The 15699-nt window shown below is 59.0% G+C and carries 17 protein-coding genes and 1 riboswitch; of the genes, 9 read left to right on the forward strand and 8 right to left on the reverse strand.

Features of this window, described 5'->3' with window-relative positions:
* Positions 1 to 48: 48 nt before the first annotated feature.
* Complete coding sequence (rhlE, locus tag E0L20_RS04865; RefSeq protein ID WP_131632978.1) at positions 49 to 1434, reverse strand: ATP-dependent RNA helicase RhlE; 1386 nt, start codon at positions 1432 to 1434, stop codon at positions 49 to 51.
* A 205-nt stretch (positions 1435 to 1639) separates the two neighbouring features.
* On the opposite strand from rhlE, the gene cecR reads away from it, so the two are divergent.
* Genes cecR through E0L20_RS04890 form a run of 5 tightly spaced genes read left to right on the forward strand, consistent with a single transcriptional unit; the run spans position 1640 to position 7328 of the window.
* Positions 1640 to 2317, forward strand: coding sequence for a transcriptional regulator CecR (cecR, locus tag E0L20_RS04870; RefSeq protein WP_131632979.1), 678 nt, complete (start codon positions 1640 to 1642; stop codon positions 2315 to 2317).
* Positions 2314 to 3309: a secretion protein HlyD gene (gene hlyD, locus E0L20_RS04875; protein WP_131632980.1), complete on the forward strand. Its 996-nt coding sequence runs from the start codon at positions 2314 to 2316 to the stop codon at positions 3307 to 3309. The genes cecR and hlyD overlap by 4 nt, the downstream gene beginning before the upstream one ends.
* Positions 3302 to 5041 (forward strand): ATP-binding cassette domain-containing protein, encoded by a 1740-nt coding sequence (locus E0L20_RS04880; protein ID WP_131632981.1) that lies wholly within the window; start codon positions 3302 to 3304, stop codon positions 5039 to 5041. The genes hlyD and E0L20_RS04880 overlap by 8 nt, the downstream gene beginning before the upstream one ends.
* Complete coding sequence (locus tag E0L20_RS04885) at positions 5031 to 6164, forward strand: ABC transporter permease (protein WP_131632982.1); 1134 nt, start codon at positions 5031 to 5033, stop codon at positions 6162 to 6164. Before E0L20_RS04880 ends, E0L20_RS04885 begins: the two co-directional genes overlap by 11 nt.
* Before the next feature lie 57 nt (positions 6165 to 6221).
* Positions 6222 to 7328: an ABC transporter permease gene (locus tag E0L20_RS04890; RefSeq protein WP_131632983.1), complete on the forward strand. Its 1107-nt coding sequence runs from the start codon at positions 6222 to 6224 to the stop codon at positions 7326 to 7328.
* On the opposite strand, the gene E0L20_RS04895 is transcribed toward E0L20_RS04890, so the two are convergent.
* Positions 7290 to 7700 (reverse strand): YbhQ family protein, encoded by a 411-nt coding sequence (locus E0L20_RS04895; protein ID WP_131632984.1) that lies wholly within the window; start codon positions 7698 to 7700, stop codon positions 7290 to 7292. The two genes, E0L20_RS04890 and E0L20_RS04895, sit on opposite strands and share 39 nt — an antisense overlap.
* Positions 7701 to 7833: 133 nt before the next feature.
* Here E0L20_RS04895 and E0L20_RS04900 point away from each other — a divergent pair, with 133 nt between their 5' ends.
* From E0L20_RS04900 to E0L20_RS04910, 3 genes are read left to right on the forward strand one after another with little or no spacing between them, the layout of a single operon-like run.
* On the forward strand, positions 7834 to 8595 hold the full coding sequence (locus E0L20_RS04900) for an endonuclease/exonuclease/phosphatase family protein (protein WP_131632985.1): 762 nt from the start codon (positions 7834 to 7836) through the stop codon (positions 8593 to 8595).
* Positions 8592 to 9830 carry a cardiolipin synthase ClsB gene (clsB, locus tag E0L20_RS04905; RefSeq protein WP_131632986.1) on the forward strand — a complete coding sequence of 413 codons (1239 nt, stop codon included), beginning with the start codon at positions 8592 to 8594 and terminating at the stop codon, positions 9828 to 9830. The genes E0L20_RS04900 and clsB overlap by 4 nt, the downstream gene beginning before the upstream one ends.
* Complete coding sequence (locus E0L20_RS04910) at positions 9830 to 10792, forward strand: lysylphosphatidylglycerol synthase domain-containing protein (RefSeq protein WP_131632987.1); 963 nt, start codon at positions 9830 to 9832, stop codon at positions 10790 to 10792. The genes clsB and E0L20_RS04910 overlap by 1 nt, the downstream gene beginning before the upstream one ends.
* Positions 10793 to 10897: 105 nt before the next feature.
* Here E0L20_RS04910 and E0L20_RS04915 read toward each other — a convergent pair whose 3' ends face one another.
* The 6 genes from E0L20_RS04915 to moaA all read right to left on the reverse strand — a co-directional run bounded on the left by E0L20_RS04915 (position 10898) and on the right by moaA (position 14370).
* Positions 10898 to 11605, reverse strand: coding sequence for a Bax inhibitor-1/YccA family protein (locus E0L20_RS04915; RefSeq protein ID WP_131632988.1), 708 nt, complete (start codon positions 11603 to 11605; stop codon positions 10898 to 10900).
* Positions 11606 to 11663: 58 nt separating this feature from the next.
* Positions 11664 to 12116, reverse strand: coding sequence for a molybdopterin synthase catalytic subunit MoaE (moaE, locus tag E0L20_RS04920; protein WP_131632989.1), 453 nt, complete (start codon positions 12114 to 12116; stop codon positions 11664 to 11666).
* A 1-nt stretch (position 12117) separates the two neighbouring features.
* Positions 12118 to 12363, reverse strand: coding sequence for a molybdopterin synthase sulfur carrier subunit (moaD, locus tag E0L20_RS04925; protein WP_131632990.1), 246 nt, complete (start codon positions 12361 to 12363; stop codon positions 12118 to 12120).
* Complete coding sequence (moaC, locus tag E0L20_RS04930; RefSeq protein ID WP_023292962.1) at positions 12356 to 12841, reverse strand: cyclic pyranopterin monophosphate synthase MoaC; 486 nt, start codon at positions 12839 to 12841, stop codon at positions 12356 to 12358. Before moaC ends, moaD begins: the two co-directional genes overlap by 8 nt.
* A 3-nt stretch (positions 12842 to 12844) precedes the next feature.
* On the reverse strand, positions 12845 to 13357 hold the full coding sequence (gene moaB, locus E0L20_RS04935) for a molybdenum cofactor biosynthesis protein B (protein WP_131632991.1): 513 nt from the start codon (positions 13355 to 13357) through the stop codon (positions 12845 to 12847).
* Positions 13358 to 13380: 23 nt separating this feature from the next.
* Positions 13381 to 14370 carry a GTP 3',8-cyclase MoaA gene (gene moaA, locus E0L20_RS04940; RefSeq protein WP_131632992.1) on the reverse strand — a complete coding sequence of 330 codons (990 nt, stop codon included), beginning with the start codon at positions 14368 to 14370 and terminating at the stop codon, positions 13381 to 13383.
* Positions 14358 to 14492: riboswitch (molybdenum cofactor riboswitch) on the reverse strand. (Overlaps the previous gene by 13 nt.)
* A 226-nt stretch (positions 14493 to 14718) precedes the next feature.
* Between moaA and yvcK the strand changes: the two genes are divergently transcribed.
* The gene (yvcK, locus tag E0L20_RS04945) at positions 14719 to 15627 is read left to right on the forward strand and encodes a uridine diphosphate-N-acetylglucosamine-binding protein YvcK (RefSeq protein WP_131632993.1); all 909 of its coding nucleotides are present in this window, start codon (positions 14719 to 14721) and stop codon (positions 15625 to 15627) included.
* Positions 15628 to 15699 lie beyond the last annotated feature (72 nt).

Consider the following 15699-nt stretch of genomic DNA (forward strand, 5'->3'; position numbering starts at 1 on the left):
TTCGCTGCCGCAAAAAGAAAAGCCCGGCTTTACGACCGGGCTTCCAGATTACTGCGGGTTAGCAGGCTTGCGCGGGCGGCGTCGACGCTGCCCTTCTCCTGCCGGTTTCCCTTCGCCGCTGCGCCACGGGTTTTCACCCGCCGGTTTGCTGTCGTTGTTACGACGCGGCGGTTTGCCGGATGATTTCGGCGCGCCACCTTCTGTACGACGCGGCTGCTGACCGCGACCGCCGCCGCCCTGACCACGTCCACCGCCGCCCTGACGGCCGTTCTGAATCGGCTCGGCTTTGATGGACGGGTCCACTTCATAACCTGGGGTTTCGATGCGCGGGATCTCTTTCTTCAGCAGGCGCTCGATGTCGCGCAGCAGCTTGTGCTCGTCCACGCAGACCAGAGAAAGCGCTTCACCGGTTGCCGCCGCGCGGCCGGTACGACCAATGCGGTGAACGTAATCTTCCGGCACGTTAGGCAGCTCGTAGTTCACCACGTGCGGCAGCTCTTCGATGTCCAGACCGCGGGCGGCGATGTCGGTCGCCACCAGCACGCGGATGTCGCCGGATTTGAAGTCCGCCAGCGCACGGGTACGCGCGCCCTGGCTTTTATTACCGTGGATCGCCGCGCTGCGGATGCCGTCCTTGTTGAGCTGTTCCGCCAGGTGGTTAGCGCCGTGCTTGGTGCGGGTAAAGACCAGCACCTGCTGCCAGTTGCCCTGGCCGATCATCTGGGAGAGCAGCTCCCGCTTGCGCTTTTTATCCACAAAGTGAACGTGCTGCGTCACCTGCTCGGAGGCGGTGTTGCGGCGCGCCACTTCCACTTCCAGCGGGTTGTGCAGCAGCTTTTCTGCCAGGCCTTTAATCTCATCAGAGAAGGTCGCGGAGAAAAGCAGGTTCTGACGACGCGCGGGCAGCTTGGCCAGCACGCGACGGATATCGTGAATGAAGCCCATGTCGAGCATGCGGTCAGCTTCATCCAGCACCAGAATTTCAATACCATCAAGCTTAACGGCGTTCTGGTGTTCAAGATCCAGCAGACGGCCCGGCGTTGCCACCAGCACGTCCACGCCGCCGCGCAGCTTCATCATCTGCGGGTTAATGCTTACCCCACCGAAAACCACCAGCGAGCGAATGTTGAGGTAGCGGCTGTATTCGCGCACGTTCTCGCCAATCTGCGCTGCCAGCTCGCGGGTTGGGGTGAGGATCAGCGCGCGAACCGGACGACGACCTTTGGCGTGCGGCTGGTTTTTAACCAGCAGCTCTAACAGCGGCAGCGTAAAGCCGGCGGTTTTACCGGTGCCGGTCTGGGCGCTGGCCATCAGGTCACGGCCCTGAAGAACGGCGGGGATCGCCTGCTGCTGGATAGGGGTTGGCTCGACGTAGCCCTGCTCTGCAATCGCACGCAGAATTTCAGGGTTCAGGCCAAGGGAATCAAAAGACATAAAAACTCCGAACCGCCCCGACCATCACAGGTGTAGTTTTCAGGGAGATATAACAATTAGGAGGACAAAAACCACAGTGTCGCGAAGCAGCGGAGTGTAGCAGCTTTTGTGACGTGGCGCATAAAATATCCCTCAGCCTTCACTCGACGGAAAGGCGAATCAGGCATAATCTTAATCAATCGATTGATTAATTTTTAATGCTGCTATGAATACGACACCCACAACAACCAAAGGTGAACAGGCCAAAAGCCAGCTTATCGCCGCCGCGCTGGCGCAGTTTGGTGAGTATGGCCTGCACGCCACCACGCGGGATATTGCCGCGCAGGCCGGGCAGAACATTGCGGCCATCACCTACTACTTTGGCTCAAAAGAGGATTTATACCTCGCCTGCGCGCAGTGGATCGCCGATTTTATCGAGAGGAACTTTCGCCCGCACGTCGAGGAGGCCACCGCGCTGTTCAGCCAGCCAGAGCCTGACCGTGCCGCCATCCGTCAGCTTATCCTCAACGCCTGCCACAACATGATCCGCCTGCTGACGCACGACGATACGCTGAACCTGAGCAAGTTTATCTCACGCGAACAGCTTTCGCCTTCCGCCGCCTACCAGCTGGTACATGACCAGGTGATTGCGCCGATGCACTCGCACCTTACGCGGCTCATTGCGGCCTATACCGGCCGGGAGGCCAACGATACCGAGACGATTTTGCATACCCATGCCCTGCTGGGCGAAGTGCTCGCCTTCCGTCTGGGGCGTGAGACCATCCTGTTACGCACGGGCTGGACACAATTCGATGAGGATAAAGCCGCGCAGATTGGCCGGGTTATCGCCTGTCATCTCGATCTGATCCTGAATGGCTTAACGCAAAGGAGCCTGAAGTCATGAAAAAACCTGTCGCCATCGTTCTGGTGGTTGTTGTGTTGCTTGCTGCGGGAGTCGGCGGCTGGCTGTGGTATCAAAGCCAGCAGGATAAAGGCCTGACGCTGTACGGTAACGTCGATATACGCACCGTGAATATGAGCTTCCGCGTCGGCGGGCGGCTGGCCTCGCTGAGCGTTGACGAAGGCGATGCCATTAAAAGCGGGCAGACGCTGGGGATGCTTGATAAAGCGCCCTACGAAAACGCCCTGATGCAGGCAAAGGCAGGCGTTTCGGTGGCGCAGGCGCAGTATGACCTGATGCTGGCAGGCTATCGCGATGAAGAAATCGCCCAGGCCGCCGCCGCCGTTAAGCAGGCGAAAGCCGCCTATGACTACGCGCAGAACTTCTACGCGCGCCAGCAGGGGCTGTGGAAAAGCCGCACCATTTCTGCCAATGACCTGGAAAATGCGCGCTCGTCACGCGACCAAGCGCAGGCGACGCTGAAATCCGCGCAGGATAAACTGAGCCAGTACCGCACCGGCAACCGCGCGCAGGATATCGCTCAGGCGAAAGCCAGCCTTGAGCAGGCGCAGGCGCAGCTGGCCCAGGCGGAGCTGGATCTGCACGACACCACCTTAATCGCGCCGTCTGACGGCACGCTGATGACCCGCGCCGTAGAGCCAGGCAGCATGCTCAGCGCGGGCAGCACCGTCTTAACGCTCTCCCTGACGCGCCCGGTGTGGGTGCGCGCCTATATCGACGAACCGAACCTCGGCCAGATGCAGCCGGGCCGCGAGCTGCTGCTTTACACCGACGGCCGTCCGGACAAGCCCTATCACGGCAAAGTGGGCTTTGTCTCCCCGACCGCCGAATTCACCCCGAAAACGGTTGAAACGCCGGACCTGCGTACCGACCTGGTGTATCGCCTGCGCATTATCGTGACCGACGCGGACGACGCGCTGCGTCAGGGCATGCCCGTCACCGTAACAGTGAACGACGGGGAACGACATGAATGACGCGGTTATTCAGCTCAACAACCTGGTCAAACGCTTCGCGGGGATGGACAAGCCGGCCGTTGCGCCGCTGAACTGTACCATCCAGAAAGGCTATGTGACCGGGCTGGTGGGCCCGGACGGCGCGGGCAAAACGACGCTGATGCGGATGCTGGCGGGTCTGCTGAAGCCGGACGAAGGCTCCGCCAGCGTGCTCGGCCTTGACCCGATCAAAGACGACGGCCCCCTTCACGCGATTATGGGCTATATGCCGCAGAAGTTTGGCCTGTACGAAGATCTGACGGTGATGGAAAACCTGAATCTCTATGCCGATCTGCGCAGCGTCACCGGCGAAACGCGGCAGAAAACCTTCGCGCGCCTGCTGGAGTTTACCTCACTCGGCCCGTTCACCGACCGGCTGGCGGGCAAGCTCTCCGGCGGGATGAAGCAGAAGCTGGGGCTGGCCTGTACGCTGGTGGGCGAGCCGAAAGTGCTGCTGCTGGATGAGCCCGGCGTGGGCGTTGACCCGATATCCCGCCGCGAGCTGTGGCAGATGGTGCACGAGCTGGCGGGCGACGGGATGCTGATCCTCTGGAGCACCTCCTACCTCGACGAAGCGGAACAGTGCCGCGACGTGCTGCTGATGAACGAAGGCGAGCTGCTCTATCAGGGTGAGCCAACGACGCTGACGCAGAGCATGGCCGGGCGCAGCTTCCTGCTGCACAGCCCGCAGGAGTCTAACCGCAGGCTGCTGCAGCGGGTGCTTAAGCTGCCGCAGGTGAGCGACGGAATGATTCAGGGACGTTCGGTGCGCGTGATCCTCAAAAAGGAGGCTACCGCCGACGATGTTCGTCAGGCGCAAGGGATGCCGGAAATTGACATTGAGGAAACCGCTCCGCGCTTTGAAGATGCCTTTATCGATCTGCTGGGGGGCGCGGGGACGTCGGAATCGCCGCTCGCGGCCATTCTGCACACGGTTGAAGGCACGCCGGGCGAAACGGTGATCGAGGCCAAGTCCCTGACCAAAAAGTTCGGTGACTTTGCCGCGACCGACAACGTCAACTTTGCGGTGAAGCGCGGGGAGATTTTTGGCCTGCTCGGGCCAAACGGCGCGGGAAAATCGACCACCTTTAAAATGATGTGCGGCCTGCTGGTGCCGACGTCCGGCAAGGCGCTGGTGCTGGATATGGATTTGAAGGTCAGCTCCGGCAAGGCGCGCCAGCGGCTTGGCTATATGGCGCAAAAGTTTTCGCTGTACGGCAACCTGACGGTCGAGCAGAACCTGCGCTTTTTCTCCGGCGTGTACGGCCTGCGCGGCCGGGCGCAGAGCGAGAAAATCCGCCGCATGAGCGACGCCTTCGCGTTAACCAACATTGCCACCCACGCCACCGACGAGCTGCCGCTCGGCTTTAAGCAGCGGCTGGCGCTCGCCTGCTCGCTGATGCACGAGCCGGACATTCTGTTTCTGGATGAACCGACGTCGGGCGTTGACCCCATTACCCGCCGCGAATTCTGGCTGCATATCAACAGCATGGTGGAGAAAGGCGTTACCGTCATGGTGACCACCCACTTTATGGACGAGGCGGAGTACTGCGACCGCATCGGGCTGGTCTATCGCGGCAAGCTGATTGCCCACGGCACGCCGGACGACCTGAAGGAACAGGCCGCCGACCAGGAGGTCCCGGACCCGACCATGGAGCAGGCGTTTATTACCCTCATCCACGACTGGGATAAGGAGAATGCCCATGCGCAGTAACGCCATTTCGTGGCGCAGGGTGCGCGCCCTGTGCGTCAAAGAGACGCGCCAGATCGTGCGCGATCCCAGCAGCTGGCTGATTGCGGTGGTGATCCCCCTGCTGCTGCTGTTTATCTTTGGCTACGGCATTAACCTCGACTCCAGCAAGCTGCGGGTCGGCATCCTGCTGGAGCAGCAGAGCGAAGAGGCGCTGGACTTTACCCACGCCATGACCGGCTCGCCCTACATCGACGCCACCATCAGCGACAGCCGGCAGGAATTGATCCAGAAAATGCAGGCAGGGAAAATTCGCGGCCTGATCGTCATTCCGGTGGATTTCGCCGCCAACATGGCCCGCTCGGGCGCCGATGCGCCGATTCAGGTCATCACCGACGGCAGCGAGCCGAACACCGCCAACTTTGTGCAGGGCTACGCGGAGGGGATCTGGCAACTGTGGCAGATGCAGCGCGCGGAAGACCGGGGGGAGACGTTTGAACCGCTGATCGACGTGCAGACGCGCTACTGGTTTAACCCCGCCGCCATCAGCCAGCACTTTATTATTCCGGGCGCGGTGACGATCATCATGACGGTGATCGGCGCGATCCTGACCTCGCTGGTGATTGCCCGCGAATGGGAGCGCGGCACCATGGAGGCGCTGCTTTCCACCGAAGTGACGCGCGTCGAGCTACTGCTCTGCAAGCTTATCCCCTACTACTTCCTCGGCATGCTGGCGATGTTGCTCTGTATGCTGGTTGCCGTCTTTATCCTCGGCGTGCCGTACCGCGGTTCGCTGGTGCTGCTGTTCTTTATCACCAGCCTGTTTTTACTCAGCACGCTGGGCATGGGGCTGCTGATTTCCACCGTTACCCGCAACCAGTTCAACGCCGCGCAGGTGGCGCTTAATGCCGCTTTCCTGCCGTCGATTATGCTCTCCGGGTTTATCTTCCAGATAGACAGTATGCCCGCCGTCATCCGCGCCGTGACCTACATTATTCCGGCGCGTTACTTCGTGAGCACGCTGCAAAGCCTGTTTCTGGCGGGGAATATTCCGGTGGTGCTGATTATCAACACCCTGTTTTTGATGGCGTCGGCGGTGATGTTTATCGGGCTGACGTGGATGAAAACGAAAAGAAGATTAGATTAGCCATCGGATTTTGTAGGTCGGGTAAGCGCAAGCGCCACCCGACAGGAGGACGACGCGATGTTTCACCGTTTATGGACACTGATCCGCAAAGAACTGCAATCCCTGCTGCGCGAGCCGCAAACCCGCGCCATACTGGTGCTGCCGGTGCTGATCCAGGTTTTACTGTTCCCGTTTGCCGCTACCCTTGAGGTGACCAACGCCACCATTGCCATTTACAACGAAGATAACGGCAAACACGCCGTCGAGCTGACCCAGCGCTTTGCCCGCGCGAAGGCCTTCACCCACATCCTGCTGCTGAAAAGCCCGCAGGAGATCCAGCCGACCATCGACACGCAAAAGGCCCTGCTGCTGGTGCGATTCCCGGCGGATTTTTCCCGCAATCTGGACACCTTCCAGACCGCGCCGATGCAGCTGATCCTCGACGGGCGTAACTCTAACAGCGCCCAGATAGCGGCCAACTATCTGCAGCAGGTGGTGAAGGATTATCAGCAGGAGCTGATGCAGGGAAAACCTAAGCCCAACAACAGCGAGCTGGTGGTGCGCAACTGGTACAACCCGAATCTGGACTACAAGTGGTTTGTGGTGCCGTCGCTGATCGCCATGATCACCACCATCGGGGTGATGATCGTGACGTCATTGTCCGTGGCGCGCGAGCGCGAACAGGGCACGCTGGACCAGCTGCTGGTGTCCCCACTCGCCACCTGGCAGATTTTCGTCGGCAAAGCGGTTCCGGCGCTGATTGTGGCGACGTTCCAGGCCACCATCGTGCTGGGCGTGGGGATCTTTGCTTACCAGATCCCGTTCGCCGGATCGCTGGCGCTGTTTTACTTCACGATGCTGATTTACGGGCTGTCCCTGGTGGGATTCGGGCTGCTGATTTCGGCGCTCTGCTCCACGCAGCAGCAGGCGTTTATCGGGGTATTCGTCTTTATGATGCCGGCGATTTTGCTCTCAGGGTACGTCTCCCCCGTCGAGAATATGCCGGTGTGGCTGCAGGATATAACGTGGATTAACCCGATTCGTCACTTCACGGATATCACCAAGCAGATCTATCTTAAAGATGCGAGTCTGGACATTGTCTGGGGAAGTTTGTGGCCGCTACTGGTCATAGCGGCCACGACGGGCTCAGTGGCCTATGCGATGTTTAGACGAAACATTGCGTAGCTTTTTCTCTTTGGTCAGCAAAGAGACAACCGCAGGCCCTGCGAGGATAGCCAGACCCGCCAGGGCCAGCAGCAGGTTGTTTTGCAGCACGCGTGACAGCAGCCACAGGACGATCATTGCCGCACCAAAATACCAGGTGGTGGTGAGCTCTTCGAGCACATCACCCACTTCACGCCAGCGCGCCTCATGATGGCGCTGCAAGAACAGCATCGACAGCACGGTCACGCCGTAAATCACACATAACCCTAAGCCAACACGCACCAGCGTGCCGCTCATCCAGCCCATCACCAGTACGGCCACGACCAGTAAATGCAACATTATCTGCCAGCAACTAAGACCCGTTGCGACACGAACACGTTGTTGCCACTTCATGGCTTCTCTCCTGAAGGATTTTTATCTGCTAGTTCAGACTACCGCACTTTACGGAAAATTCCGTAACACCGCACCTTTTTGTGACGCCGACTACACTTTATTTTCATCAGGATAATGACCCTGGAAGGTGCATATGACTCATAAAACGCAGCATTTCTCGCTTAAGGTGCTGACGATAAACATTCATAAGGGCTTCACAGCATTTAACCGTCGCTTCATGTTACCGGAGCTACGCGACGCCGTGCGCACCGTCAGCGCGGACATCGTCTGCCTGCAGGAGGTGATGGGCGCGCACGACGTACACCCAATGCATGTCGAAAACTGGCCCGACACGCCGCACTATGAATTTCTGGCCGATACGATGTGGAGTGATTACGCCTACGGACGCAACGCCGTCTACCCGGAAGGCCATCACGGCAATGCCGTGCTGTCACGTTTTCCCATCGAATATTACGAAAATCGCGACGTCTCCGTGGGGGAAAGCGAAAAGCGCGGGCTGCTATACTGCCGTATCACGCCCCCGGATCTGGCGTTCCCTGTTCATGTCGGCTGCGTGCATCTCGGGCTGCGCGAAGAGCACCGTCAGGCGCAGCTGCAGATGCTGGCCGACTGGAGCAACGCGCTGCCGGAAGGTGAACCGGTGGTCGTCGCTGGCGATTTTAACGACTGGCGGCAGCGGGCCAACCATCCGTTAAAGGTAAACGCCGGGCTGGAGGAGATTTTCACCCGCGCCAATGGTCGGCCTGCGCGGACGTTCCCGGTGCGTTTCCCCCTGCTGCGCCTTGACCGCATCTATGTGAAAAACGCCCATGCCAGCAGCCCTACCGCGCTGGCGTTACTCAACTGGCGACATTTATCAGACCATGCCCCGCTGAGCGCGGAGATCCACTTATGAAATGTACATGGCAGGAAGGAAACCGCATTACGCTGCTGGAAAATGGCGATAACTTTTATCCGGCGGTCTTTGAGGCCATTAGCCACGCGCAGCAGAAAGTCTTTCTTGAAACCTTTATCTGGTTTGAGGACAACGTGGGCAAGCAGCTGCACAGCGCGCTGCTGCATGCCGCCCAGCGCGGTATAACCATCGAGGTTCTGCTCGACGGGTACGGTTCGCCCGACCTTAGCGATGAATTTGTTAACGAGCTTACCTCCGCAGGCGTGGTGTTCCGCTACTACGATCCCGGCCCGCGTCTGTTCGGCATGCGCACGAATCTGTTCCGCCGTATGCACCGCAAAATTGTCGTGGTGGACGAAACGGTGGCGTTCGTGGGCGGCATTAACTACTCCGCCGAGCATATGTCGGATTACGGTCCTGAGGCGAAGCAGGACTACGCGATCCGCATTGAAGGGCCGGTGGTTCAGGACATTCAGCTATTCGTACTGGAAAACTTACCCGGCAAAGAGGCCGCGCGCCGCTGGTGGCGACGTCGTCATCACCCGGAAGAGAACCGCAGGCCCGGTGAGGCCCAGGCGCTGTTTGTCTGGCGGGACAACGAGGAGCATCGGGACGATATCGAGCGGCATTACCTCAAAATGCTGGCGAACGCGAAGCGTGAGGTGATTATCGCCAACGCCTACTTCTTCCCCGGCTACCGTATTTTGCACGCCATGCGCAATGCGGCCCGACGCGGCGTGAGCGTGAAGCTTATCGTGCAGGGCGAGCCCGATATGCCGATTGTGAAGGTGGGCGCGCGCCTGCTGTATCGCTATCTGGTCAAGAGCGGCGTTCAGATATATGAATACCGCCGCCGCCCGCTTCACGGCAAAGTGGCCCTGATGGATGACCACTGGGCAACCGTGGGTTCCAGCAACCTCGATCCGCTGAGCCTGTCGCTCAATCTGGAGGCGAACCTGATCATCCACGATCGCCAGTTTAATCATACCCTGCGCGAAAACCTTCAGGGGCTGATCGACAAGGACTGCGTGCGGGTGGATCAATCCATGGTGCCAAAACGCAGCTGGTGGAACGTTGGCGTCGGCGTGGTGGTGTTCCACTTCCTGCGCCACTTCCCGGCCATGGTCGGCTGGCTGCCCGCGCACACGCCGAAGCTTGCGCAGGTGGACCCGCCGGTTCAGCCCGAAATGGAAACCCAGGACCGCGTTGAGGCGGAAGACGGAGGGAAAACCTGATGTCAAAATCTCATCCACGCTGGCGTGTGGCGAAGAAAATCCTCACCTGGCTGTTCTTTATTGCCGTCGCGGTGCTGCTGGTGGTATACGCCCAAAAAGTTGACTGGGAAGAGGTGTGGAAGGTTATCCGCAACTACAACCGGACGGTGCTGCTGGGCGCCGTTGGGCTGGTCATCGTGAGCTACCTGATGTACGGCTGTTATGACCTGCTGGGCCGCGCCTACTGCGGCCACAAGCTGGCCAAGCGGCAGGTTATGCTGGTGTCGTTTATCTGTTACGCCTTCAACCTGACGCTGAGCACCTGGGTCGGCGGGATTGGCATGCGCTATCGCCTTTACTCGCGCCTCGGCCTGCCTGGCGGGACCATTACGCGCATTTTCTCGTTAAGCATCACCACCAACTGGCTGGGCTATATTTTGCTCGGCGGCGTGATCTTCACCATCGGCGTGGTGCAGCTGCCCGCGCACTGGTATATCGATGAAACCACGCTGCGGATTTTAGGCTTCGTGCTGCTGCTGATCATCGCCGTTTACCTGTGGGCCTGCGCCTTTGCCAAGCGTCGGCATATGACCATCAAAGGGCAAAAGCTGGTGCTGCCCTCGTGGAAGTTCGCGGTGCTACAGATGGTGGTCTCCAGCGCCAACTGGATGGCGATGGGGGCGATTATCTGGCTATTAATTGGTGAAGACGTGAACTACTTCTTCGTGCTCGGGGTGCTGCTGGTGAGCAGTATCGCTGGCGTGATTGTCCACATACCGGCGGGGATCGGCGTGCTGGAAGCGGTGTTTATCGCGCTGCTTGCGGGGGAACATGTTTCTCAGGGGACAATCATCGCCGCCCTGCTGGCGTACCGCATGATTTATTACTTCCTGCCGCTGGCGCTGGCGACGGTCTGTTATCTGGCGCTGGAGAGTCGGGCGAAGAAGCTGCGGGCGAAGAATGAGAAGGCAATGGCAAAATAAAAGCCCCCCTCACCCCGGCCCTCTCCCCATAGGGGCGAGGGAGAAAAGACCGCACCTTGCAATCCCCTCTCCCCTATGGGGAGAGGGTTAGGGTGAGGGGCAATTTTAACGACGGTTGCCCATAATACGCAGCAGCATCAGGAACAGGTTGATGAAGTCGAGATAGAGCGTCAGCGCACCGACAATCGAGTATTTGCGCAGCGTTGAGCTGTCGCGCACGTCAATCTGCTCGCCGATGTTCTTCAGCTTCTGGGTGTCGTAGGCCGTCAGCCCGACGAAGACCACCACCCCAATGTAGGTTACGGCCCACATCAGCGCTTCGCTCTTCAGCCACAGGTTCACCAGCGACGCCAGCACGATCCCTATCAGCCCCATAAACAGCATGCTGCCAAAACCGCTCAGATCACGCTTGGTGGTGTAGCCGTAGAGGCTCATCGCGCCAAACATCCCGCCGGTCACCACAAACGTGCTGGCGATGGAGGCGTAGGTATAGGCGATAAAAATACTGGAGAGCGTAAGCCCGGTCAGCACCGAATAGAGCATAAACAGCGTGGTTGCCATGCCGGCGCTGAGCTTATGCACCATACCGGAAAGGACAAAAACAACCGCCAGCTGGGCAATGATCAGGCCAAAGAAGGTTACTTTGCTTGAGAAGATAAACATCATGACTTCTGGCGTATTTGCCGCATACCACGCGATAAACGCGGTAAGCAGCAGGCCGACCGTCATCCAGCCGTACACCTGAGCCATATACGTCTGCAGGCCGCTACGGGTCTGCTGTACTATCGAATCGGAACGCGGAAATCGGTCCATGATTCACTCCTGATTAAGTTGACACACACGTTAAGACTAACACATCAAAGTAAACCTGTTACCAACGGCTGGCCGCCTGCTTGTCGCTGTCGCGGGATTCCACCCACCGCTCGCCTTCCGGCGTCGCTTCACGCTTCCAGAAAGGGGCTTTGGTTTTGAGGAAGTCCATGATGAACTCTCCTGCCGCGAACGCGCTGCTGCGGTGCGCGCTGGTCACTCCGACAAAGACAATCTCCTCGCCTGGCCACATCTCGCCGATGCGGTGAATAACCGTGACGCGCCCCAGCGCCCAGCGGCCACGCGCCTCGTCAACAATCTCCGCCAGCGATTTTTCCGTCATCCCCGGATAGTGCTCCAGCGTCAGCGCCTTCACGCTGTCGCCGAGGTTGTGGTTGCGCACTTTGCCGGTGAAGGTGACAACGGCGCCGTCTTCATCGCGTTCCGCCAGCCAGCTGTATTCGGTCCCCACGTTAAACCGCTCGGGGCTCACCAGAATTCGGGTTTCAGCCATCTTAGCCCCCCGTTACCGGCGGGAAGAAGGCCACTTCATCGCCTTCCTTCAGCGGGTGGGTGAACTCCACCAGCGTCTGATTAACGGCTGCCAGCAGCTTGCCCTCGTCCAGCGCCAGCGCCCAGCGGTCGCCTTGCGCGGCCAGATGTGCGCGCAGCGCGGCAACGTTTTCAAACGGCGCGTCCAGCGTCAGGCTGTCGGTATTGACCAGCTCGCGAACCTGCGCAAAAAAGAGCACTTTAATCATGGCTGTCCACCTTAAAATCACCGGATTTGCCGCCGCTTTTCGCCAGCAGGCGCACCGGGCCAATGACCATATCTTTCTGCACGGCCTTGCACATATCGTAGATAGTCAGCGCCGCCACGGACGCCGCCGTCAGGGCTTCCATCTCAACGCCGGTTTTGCCCGTCAGGCGGCAGAGTGATTCAATGCGCACGCGGCTCTGCTCCGGCTGCGCCTGCAGGTTCACTTCCACCTTGCTCAGCATCAGCGGGTGGCACAGCGGAATGAGATCCCAGGTGCGCTTGGCGGCCTGAATACCCGCGATACGCGCGGTGGCAAAGACGTCGCCCTTATGGTGGCTGCCGTCGATAATCATCGCCAGCGTTTCCGGCAGCATGGTGACGAACGCCTCGGCGCGCGCCTCGCGCACGGTTTCGGCTTTGGCGGAGACATCCACCATATGCGCTTCACCGGCGGCGTTAATGTGGGTCAGTTGCGACATAGCTTATTTCTTTAAATGGGGATGAAAGTTACACGGACGGGTGCGGGCATCCAGCTGCGGGGCGATAATGTTTTCCCACGCGGTGCGGCAGGCTTTGGTCGAACCCGGCATGGCGAAGATCAGCGTCTTGTTCGCCACGCCCGCCACGGCGCGCGACTGGAGCGTGGAGGTGCCAATCTCTTCAAAGGAGAGCATGCGGAACACCTCACCAAAGCCTTCAACCTCGCGGTCAAACAGCGGGATCAGCGCTTCCGGGGCCTGGTCGCCTGCGGTAAAACCGGTGCCGCCGGTGATCAAGACCACCTGCACCTCATCGCTGGCAATCCACTGTGACACCTGCGCGCGAATGGCGTAGCGGTTCTCTTTGACAATGGCTTTATCAACAACTTGGTGCCCGGCCTCGTGAGCCGCCTCGCGCAGCCAGTGGCCGGAGGTATCGTCCTCTTCACCACGGCGATCGGAAACGGTAAGAATAGCAATGCGTGTCGGGATAAATTCTGCGCTTGCCTGACTCATCTTCTGGTTCCTTCTAAGACTGTTTACCCGCCGATGTAGGACAGGTTCTGAGTAATGCCGGTGTTGCCCTGATGCAGGAAGTGGGTCTGTTTTTTATGCGTCAGCGCTTCAGAAATGCGCGCTTCAAGCGCCTCCTGCTGAGCGTCGTCTTCCAGCAGATCGCGGAGATCTACGCCGCCGTCCCCAAACAGGCAGAGGTGCAGCTTGCCGACGGAGGAGACGCGCAGACGGTTACAGCTGGCGCAGAAGTCTTTCTCATAGGGCATGATGAGCCCAATTTCCCCTTCGTAATCCGGGTGACAAAAGACCTGCGCCGGGCCGTCGCTGCGCTGGCGGATCTGGTGGATCCAGCCGCGTCTCAGCAGCGCGTCGCGCAGCACCATGCCGGAGATGTGATGACGGCGGAACAGCTCGCTGCCCTCGCCGGTTTCCATCAGCTCAATAAAGCGCAGCTGAATGCGGCGCGGTTTGATCCACGCCAGGAAGGTGTCCAGCTGATGATGGTTCACATCACGCATCAACACCGTGTTGACTTTGACCTTGTCGAATCCGGCGGTGAATGCCGCGTCGATGCCGTCCATCACCTGCTGGAACTTATCCTGTCCGGTAATGGCGTGGAACTGTCGCGCATCGAGGCTATCGACGCTGACGTTGATCGCGGTCAGGCCCGCCTCGCGCCAGCTCGCCACGTCGCGCGCCATGCGGTAGCCATTGGTGGTAACCGCAATCTGACGGATACGCTCGTTTTCACGCACGGCGGCAATGATGTCGGGGAAATCACGACGCAGTGAGGGCTCCCCACCGGTCAGGCGGACTTTTTCCGTGCCGAGCTCAGAGAAGGCGCGCGTGACGCGGCGCACTTCATCGACGGAGAGAAAGCCGTTGTTGGTGACCTTACCCGGCCTGTAGCCGTCGGGAAGGCAGTAGGTGCAACGGAAGTTGCACACGTCGGTAATCGACAGACGTAAGTAGAAAAACTTACGCGCAAAAGCATCAGTAAGTTGTGAAGCCATGTACACCTTTCCAGATACGGGAGGCACAGTCATTTCTTTCTGTACCCTGGTGGCAAATCCGCCACGGCCAGGGCGCCATATCGTTCGACACAGGCGCCAGGGCTAGAGTGTATGTTTTCAAATTCGAAAACGTGGTTATGGCGATAGTAGCGCGTAAATCATCACTTCGCCATTATCGCCTTACGCTATATAATTATCTATATAGCGTCATGATCGTGCATTTTCGCTACAGAATACCTAAAAGCAGCACTTTCGCATTGATATACGTCATTAAGCTTTGGCTGAGGCATCGTCTTTTAGGGGTAGTTGGGTTACTGTTACGCAGATCGAATGAGATAAGGAATGTGTATGCGCAATCGCACTTTGGCGGATCTTGACCGCGTCGTCGCCCTCGGCGGAGGCCACGGTCTGGGACGGGTAATGTCGTCGTTATCCACCCTGGGGTCCAGATTAACAGGGATAGTGACCACGACCGATAATGGGGGATCTACCGGCCGGATCCGCCGCGCCGAGGGCGGAATAGCCTGGGGCGATATGCGTAACTGTCTGAACCAGTTAATAACAGAACCCAGCGTCGCCTCGGCGATGTTTGAGTACCGTTTTGGCGGGAACGGTGAATTATCGGGCCATAACCTTGGAAACCTGATGTTAAAGGCGCTGGATCACCTGAGCGTGCGCCCTCTCGAAGCCATCAACCTCATTCGAAACCTGCTTAAAGTCGATGCGTTTCTGATCCCAATGTCCGAACATCCGGTCGATTTAATGGCTATCGACGTGGAAGGGCATGAAGTTTACGGCGAAGTGAACATAGACCAGCTTCTGCTGCCGCCGGCAGAGCTAATGACCTACCCGAGCGTGCCTGCCACGCGCGAAGCGGTTGAAGCCATCAGCGAAGCGGATCTGATTTTGATTGGCCCGGGCAGTTTTTACACCAGCCTGATGCCGATCCTGCTGGTGAAGGAGCTGGCGCAGGCGCTGCGCAGAACGCCAGCCCCGATGGTCTATATCGGCAATCTTGGGCGTGAGCTGAGCCCGGCGGCGGCGAGCCTGTCGCTGGCGAACAAGCTGGAGCTAATGGAGCAGTACGTCGGTAAGAAAATTATCGACGGCGTTGTCGTCGGGCCGAATGTGGATGTCTCTGGTATCGGCGACCGGGTGGTGGTTCAGGAGCCGCTGGAAGCGAGCGACATCAAGTATCGCCACGACCGTCATCTGCTGCGCGAGGCGCTGGAGAAGGCGATTCAGGCATTGGGTTAGGGCCGCTTTGTGCGGCCTGATGCCCTCACCCCGGCCCTCTCCCACGGGGAGAGGGAGAAAACAACGCTTTAA

Source organism: Enterobacter wuhouensis, from assembly GCF_004331265.1.
In the GTDB taxonomy this organism is placed as follows: domain Bacteria; phylum Pseudomonadota; class Gammaproteobacteria; order Enterobacterales; family Enterobacteriaceae; genus Enterobacter; species Enterobacter wuhouensis.

Excerpts from the sequence above, each read along its gene's own strand:
- E0L20_RS04890 (WP_131632983.1), top strand. The coding sequence starts at position 6,222 with ATGTTTCACCGTTTATGGACACTGATCCGCAAAGAACTGCAATCCCTG.
- E0L20_RS04880 (WP_131632981.1), top strand. The coding sequence starts at position 3,302 with ATGAATGACGCGGTTATTCAGCTCAACAACCTGGTCAAACGCTTCGCG.
- moaA (WP_131632992.1), bottom strand. The coding sequence starts at position 14,370 with ATGGCTTCACAACTTACTGATGCTTTTGCGCGTAAGTTTTTCTACTTA.
- moaC (WP_023292962.1), bottom strand. The coding sequence starts at position 12,841 with ATGTCGCAACTGACCCACATTAACGCCGCCGGTGAAGCGCATATGGTG.
- moaD (WP_131632990.1), bottom strand. The coding sequence starts at position 12,363 with ATGATTAAAGTGCTCTTTTTTGCGCAGGTTCGCGAGCTGGTCAATACC.
- cecR (WP_131632979.1), top strand. The coding sequence starts at position 1,640 with ATGAATACGACACCCACAACAACCAAAGGTGAACAGGCCAAAAGCCAG.
- E0L20_RS04895 (WP_131632984.1), bottom strand. The coding sequence starts at position 7,700 with ATGAAGTGGCAACAACGTGTTCGTGTCGCAACGGGTCTTAGTTGCTGG.
- yvcK (WP_131632993.1), top strand. The coding sequence starts at position 14,719 with ATGCGCAATCGCACTTTGGCGGATCTTGACCGCGTCGTCGCCCTCGGC.
- E0L20_RS04915 (WP_131632988.1), bottom strand. The coding sequence starts at position 11,605 with ATGGACCGATTTCCGCGTTCCGATTCGATAGTACAGCAGACCCGTAGC.
- moaB (WP_131632991.1), bottom strand. The coding sequence starts at position 13,357 with ATGAGTCAGGCAAGCGCAGAATTTATCCCGACACGCATTGCTATTCTT.
- clsB (WP_131632986.1), top strand. The coding sequence starts at position 8,592 with ATGAAATGTACATGGCAGGAAGGAAACCGCATTACGCTGCTGGAAAAT.
- E0L20_RS04885 (WP_131632982.1), top strand. The coding sequence starts at position 5,031 with ATGCGCAGTAACGCCATTTCGTGGCGCAGGGTGCGCGCCCTGTGCGTC.
- rhlE (WP_131632978.1), bottom strand. The coding sequence starts at position 1,434 with ATGTCTTTTGATTCCCTTGGCCTGAACCCTGAAATTCTGCGTGCGATT.
- moaE (WP_131632989.1), bottom strand. The coding sequence starts at position 12,116 with ATGGCTGAAACCCGAATTCTGGTGAGCCCCGAGCGGTTTAACGTGGGG.
- E0L20_RS04910 (WP_131632987.1), top strand. The coding sequence starts at position 9,830 with ATGTCAAAATCTCATCCACGCTGGCGTGTGGCGAAGAAAATCCTCACC.
- hlyD (WP_131632980.1), top strand. The coding sequence starts at position 2,314 with ATGAAAAAACCTGTCGCCATCGTTCTGGTGGTTGTTGTGTTGCTTGCT.
- E0L20_RS04900 (WP_131632985.1), top strand. The coding sequence starts at position 7,834 with ATGACTCATAAAACGCAGCATTTCTCGCTTAAGGTGCTGACGATAAAC.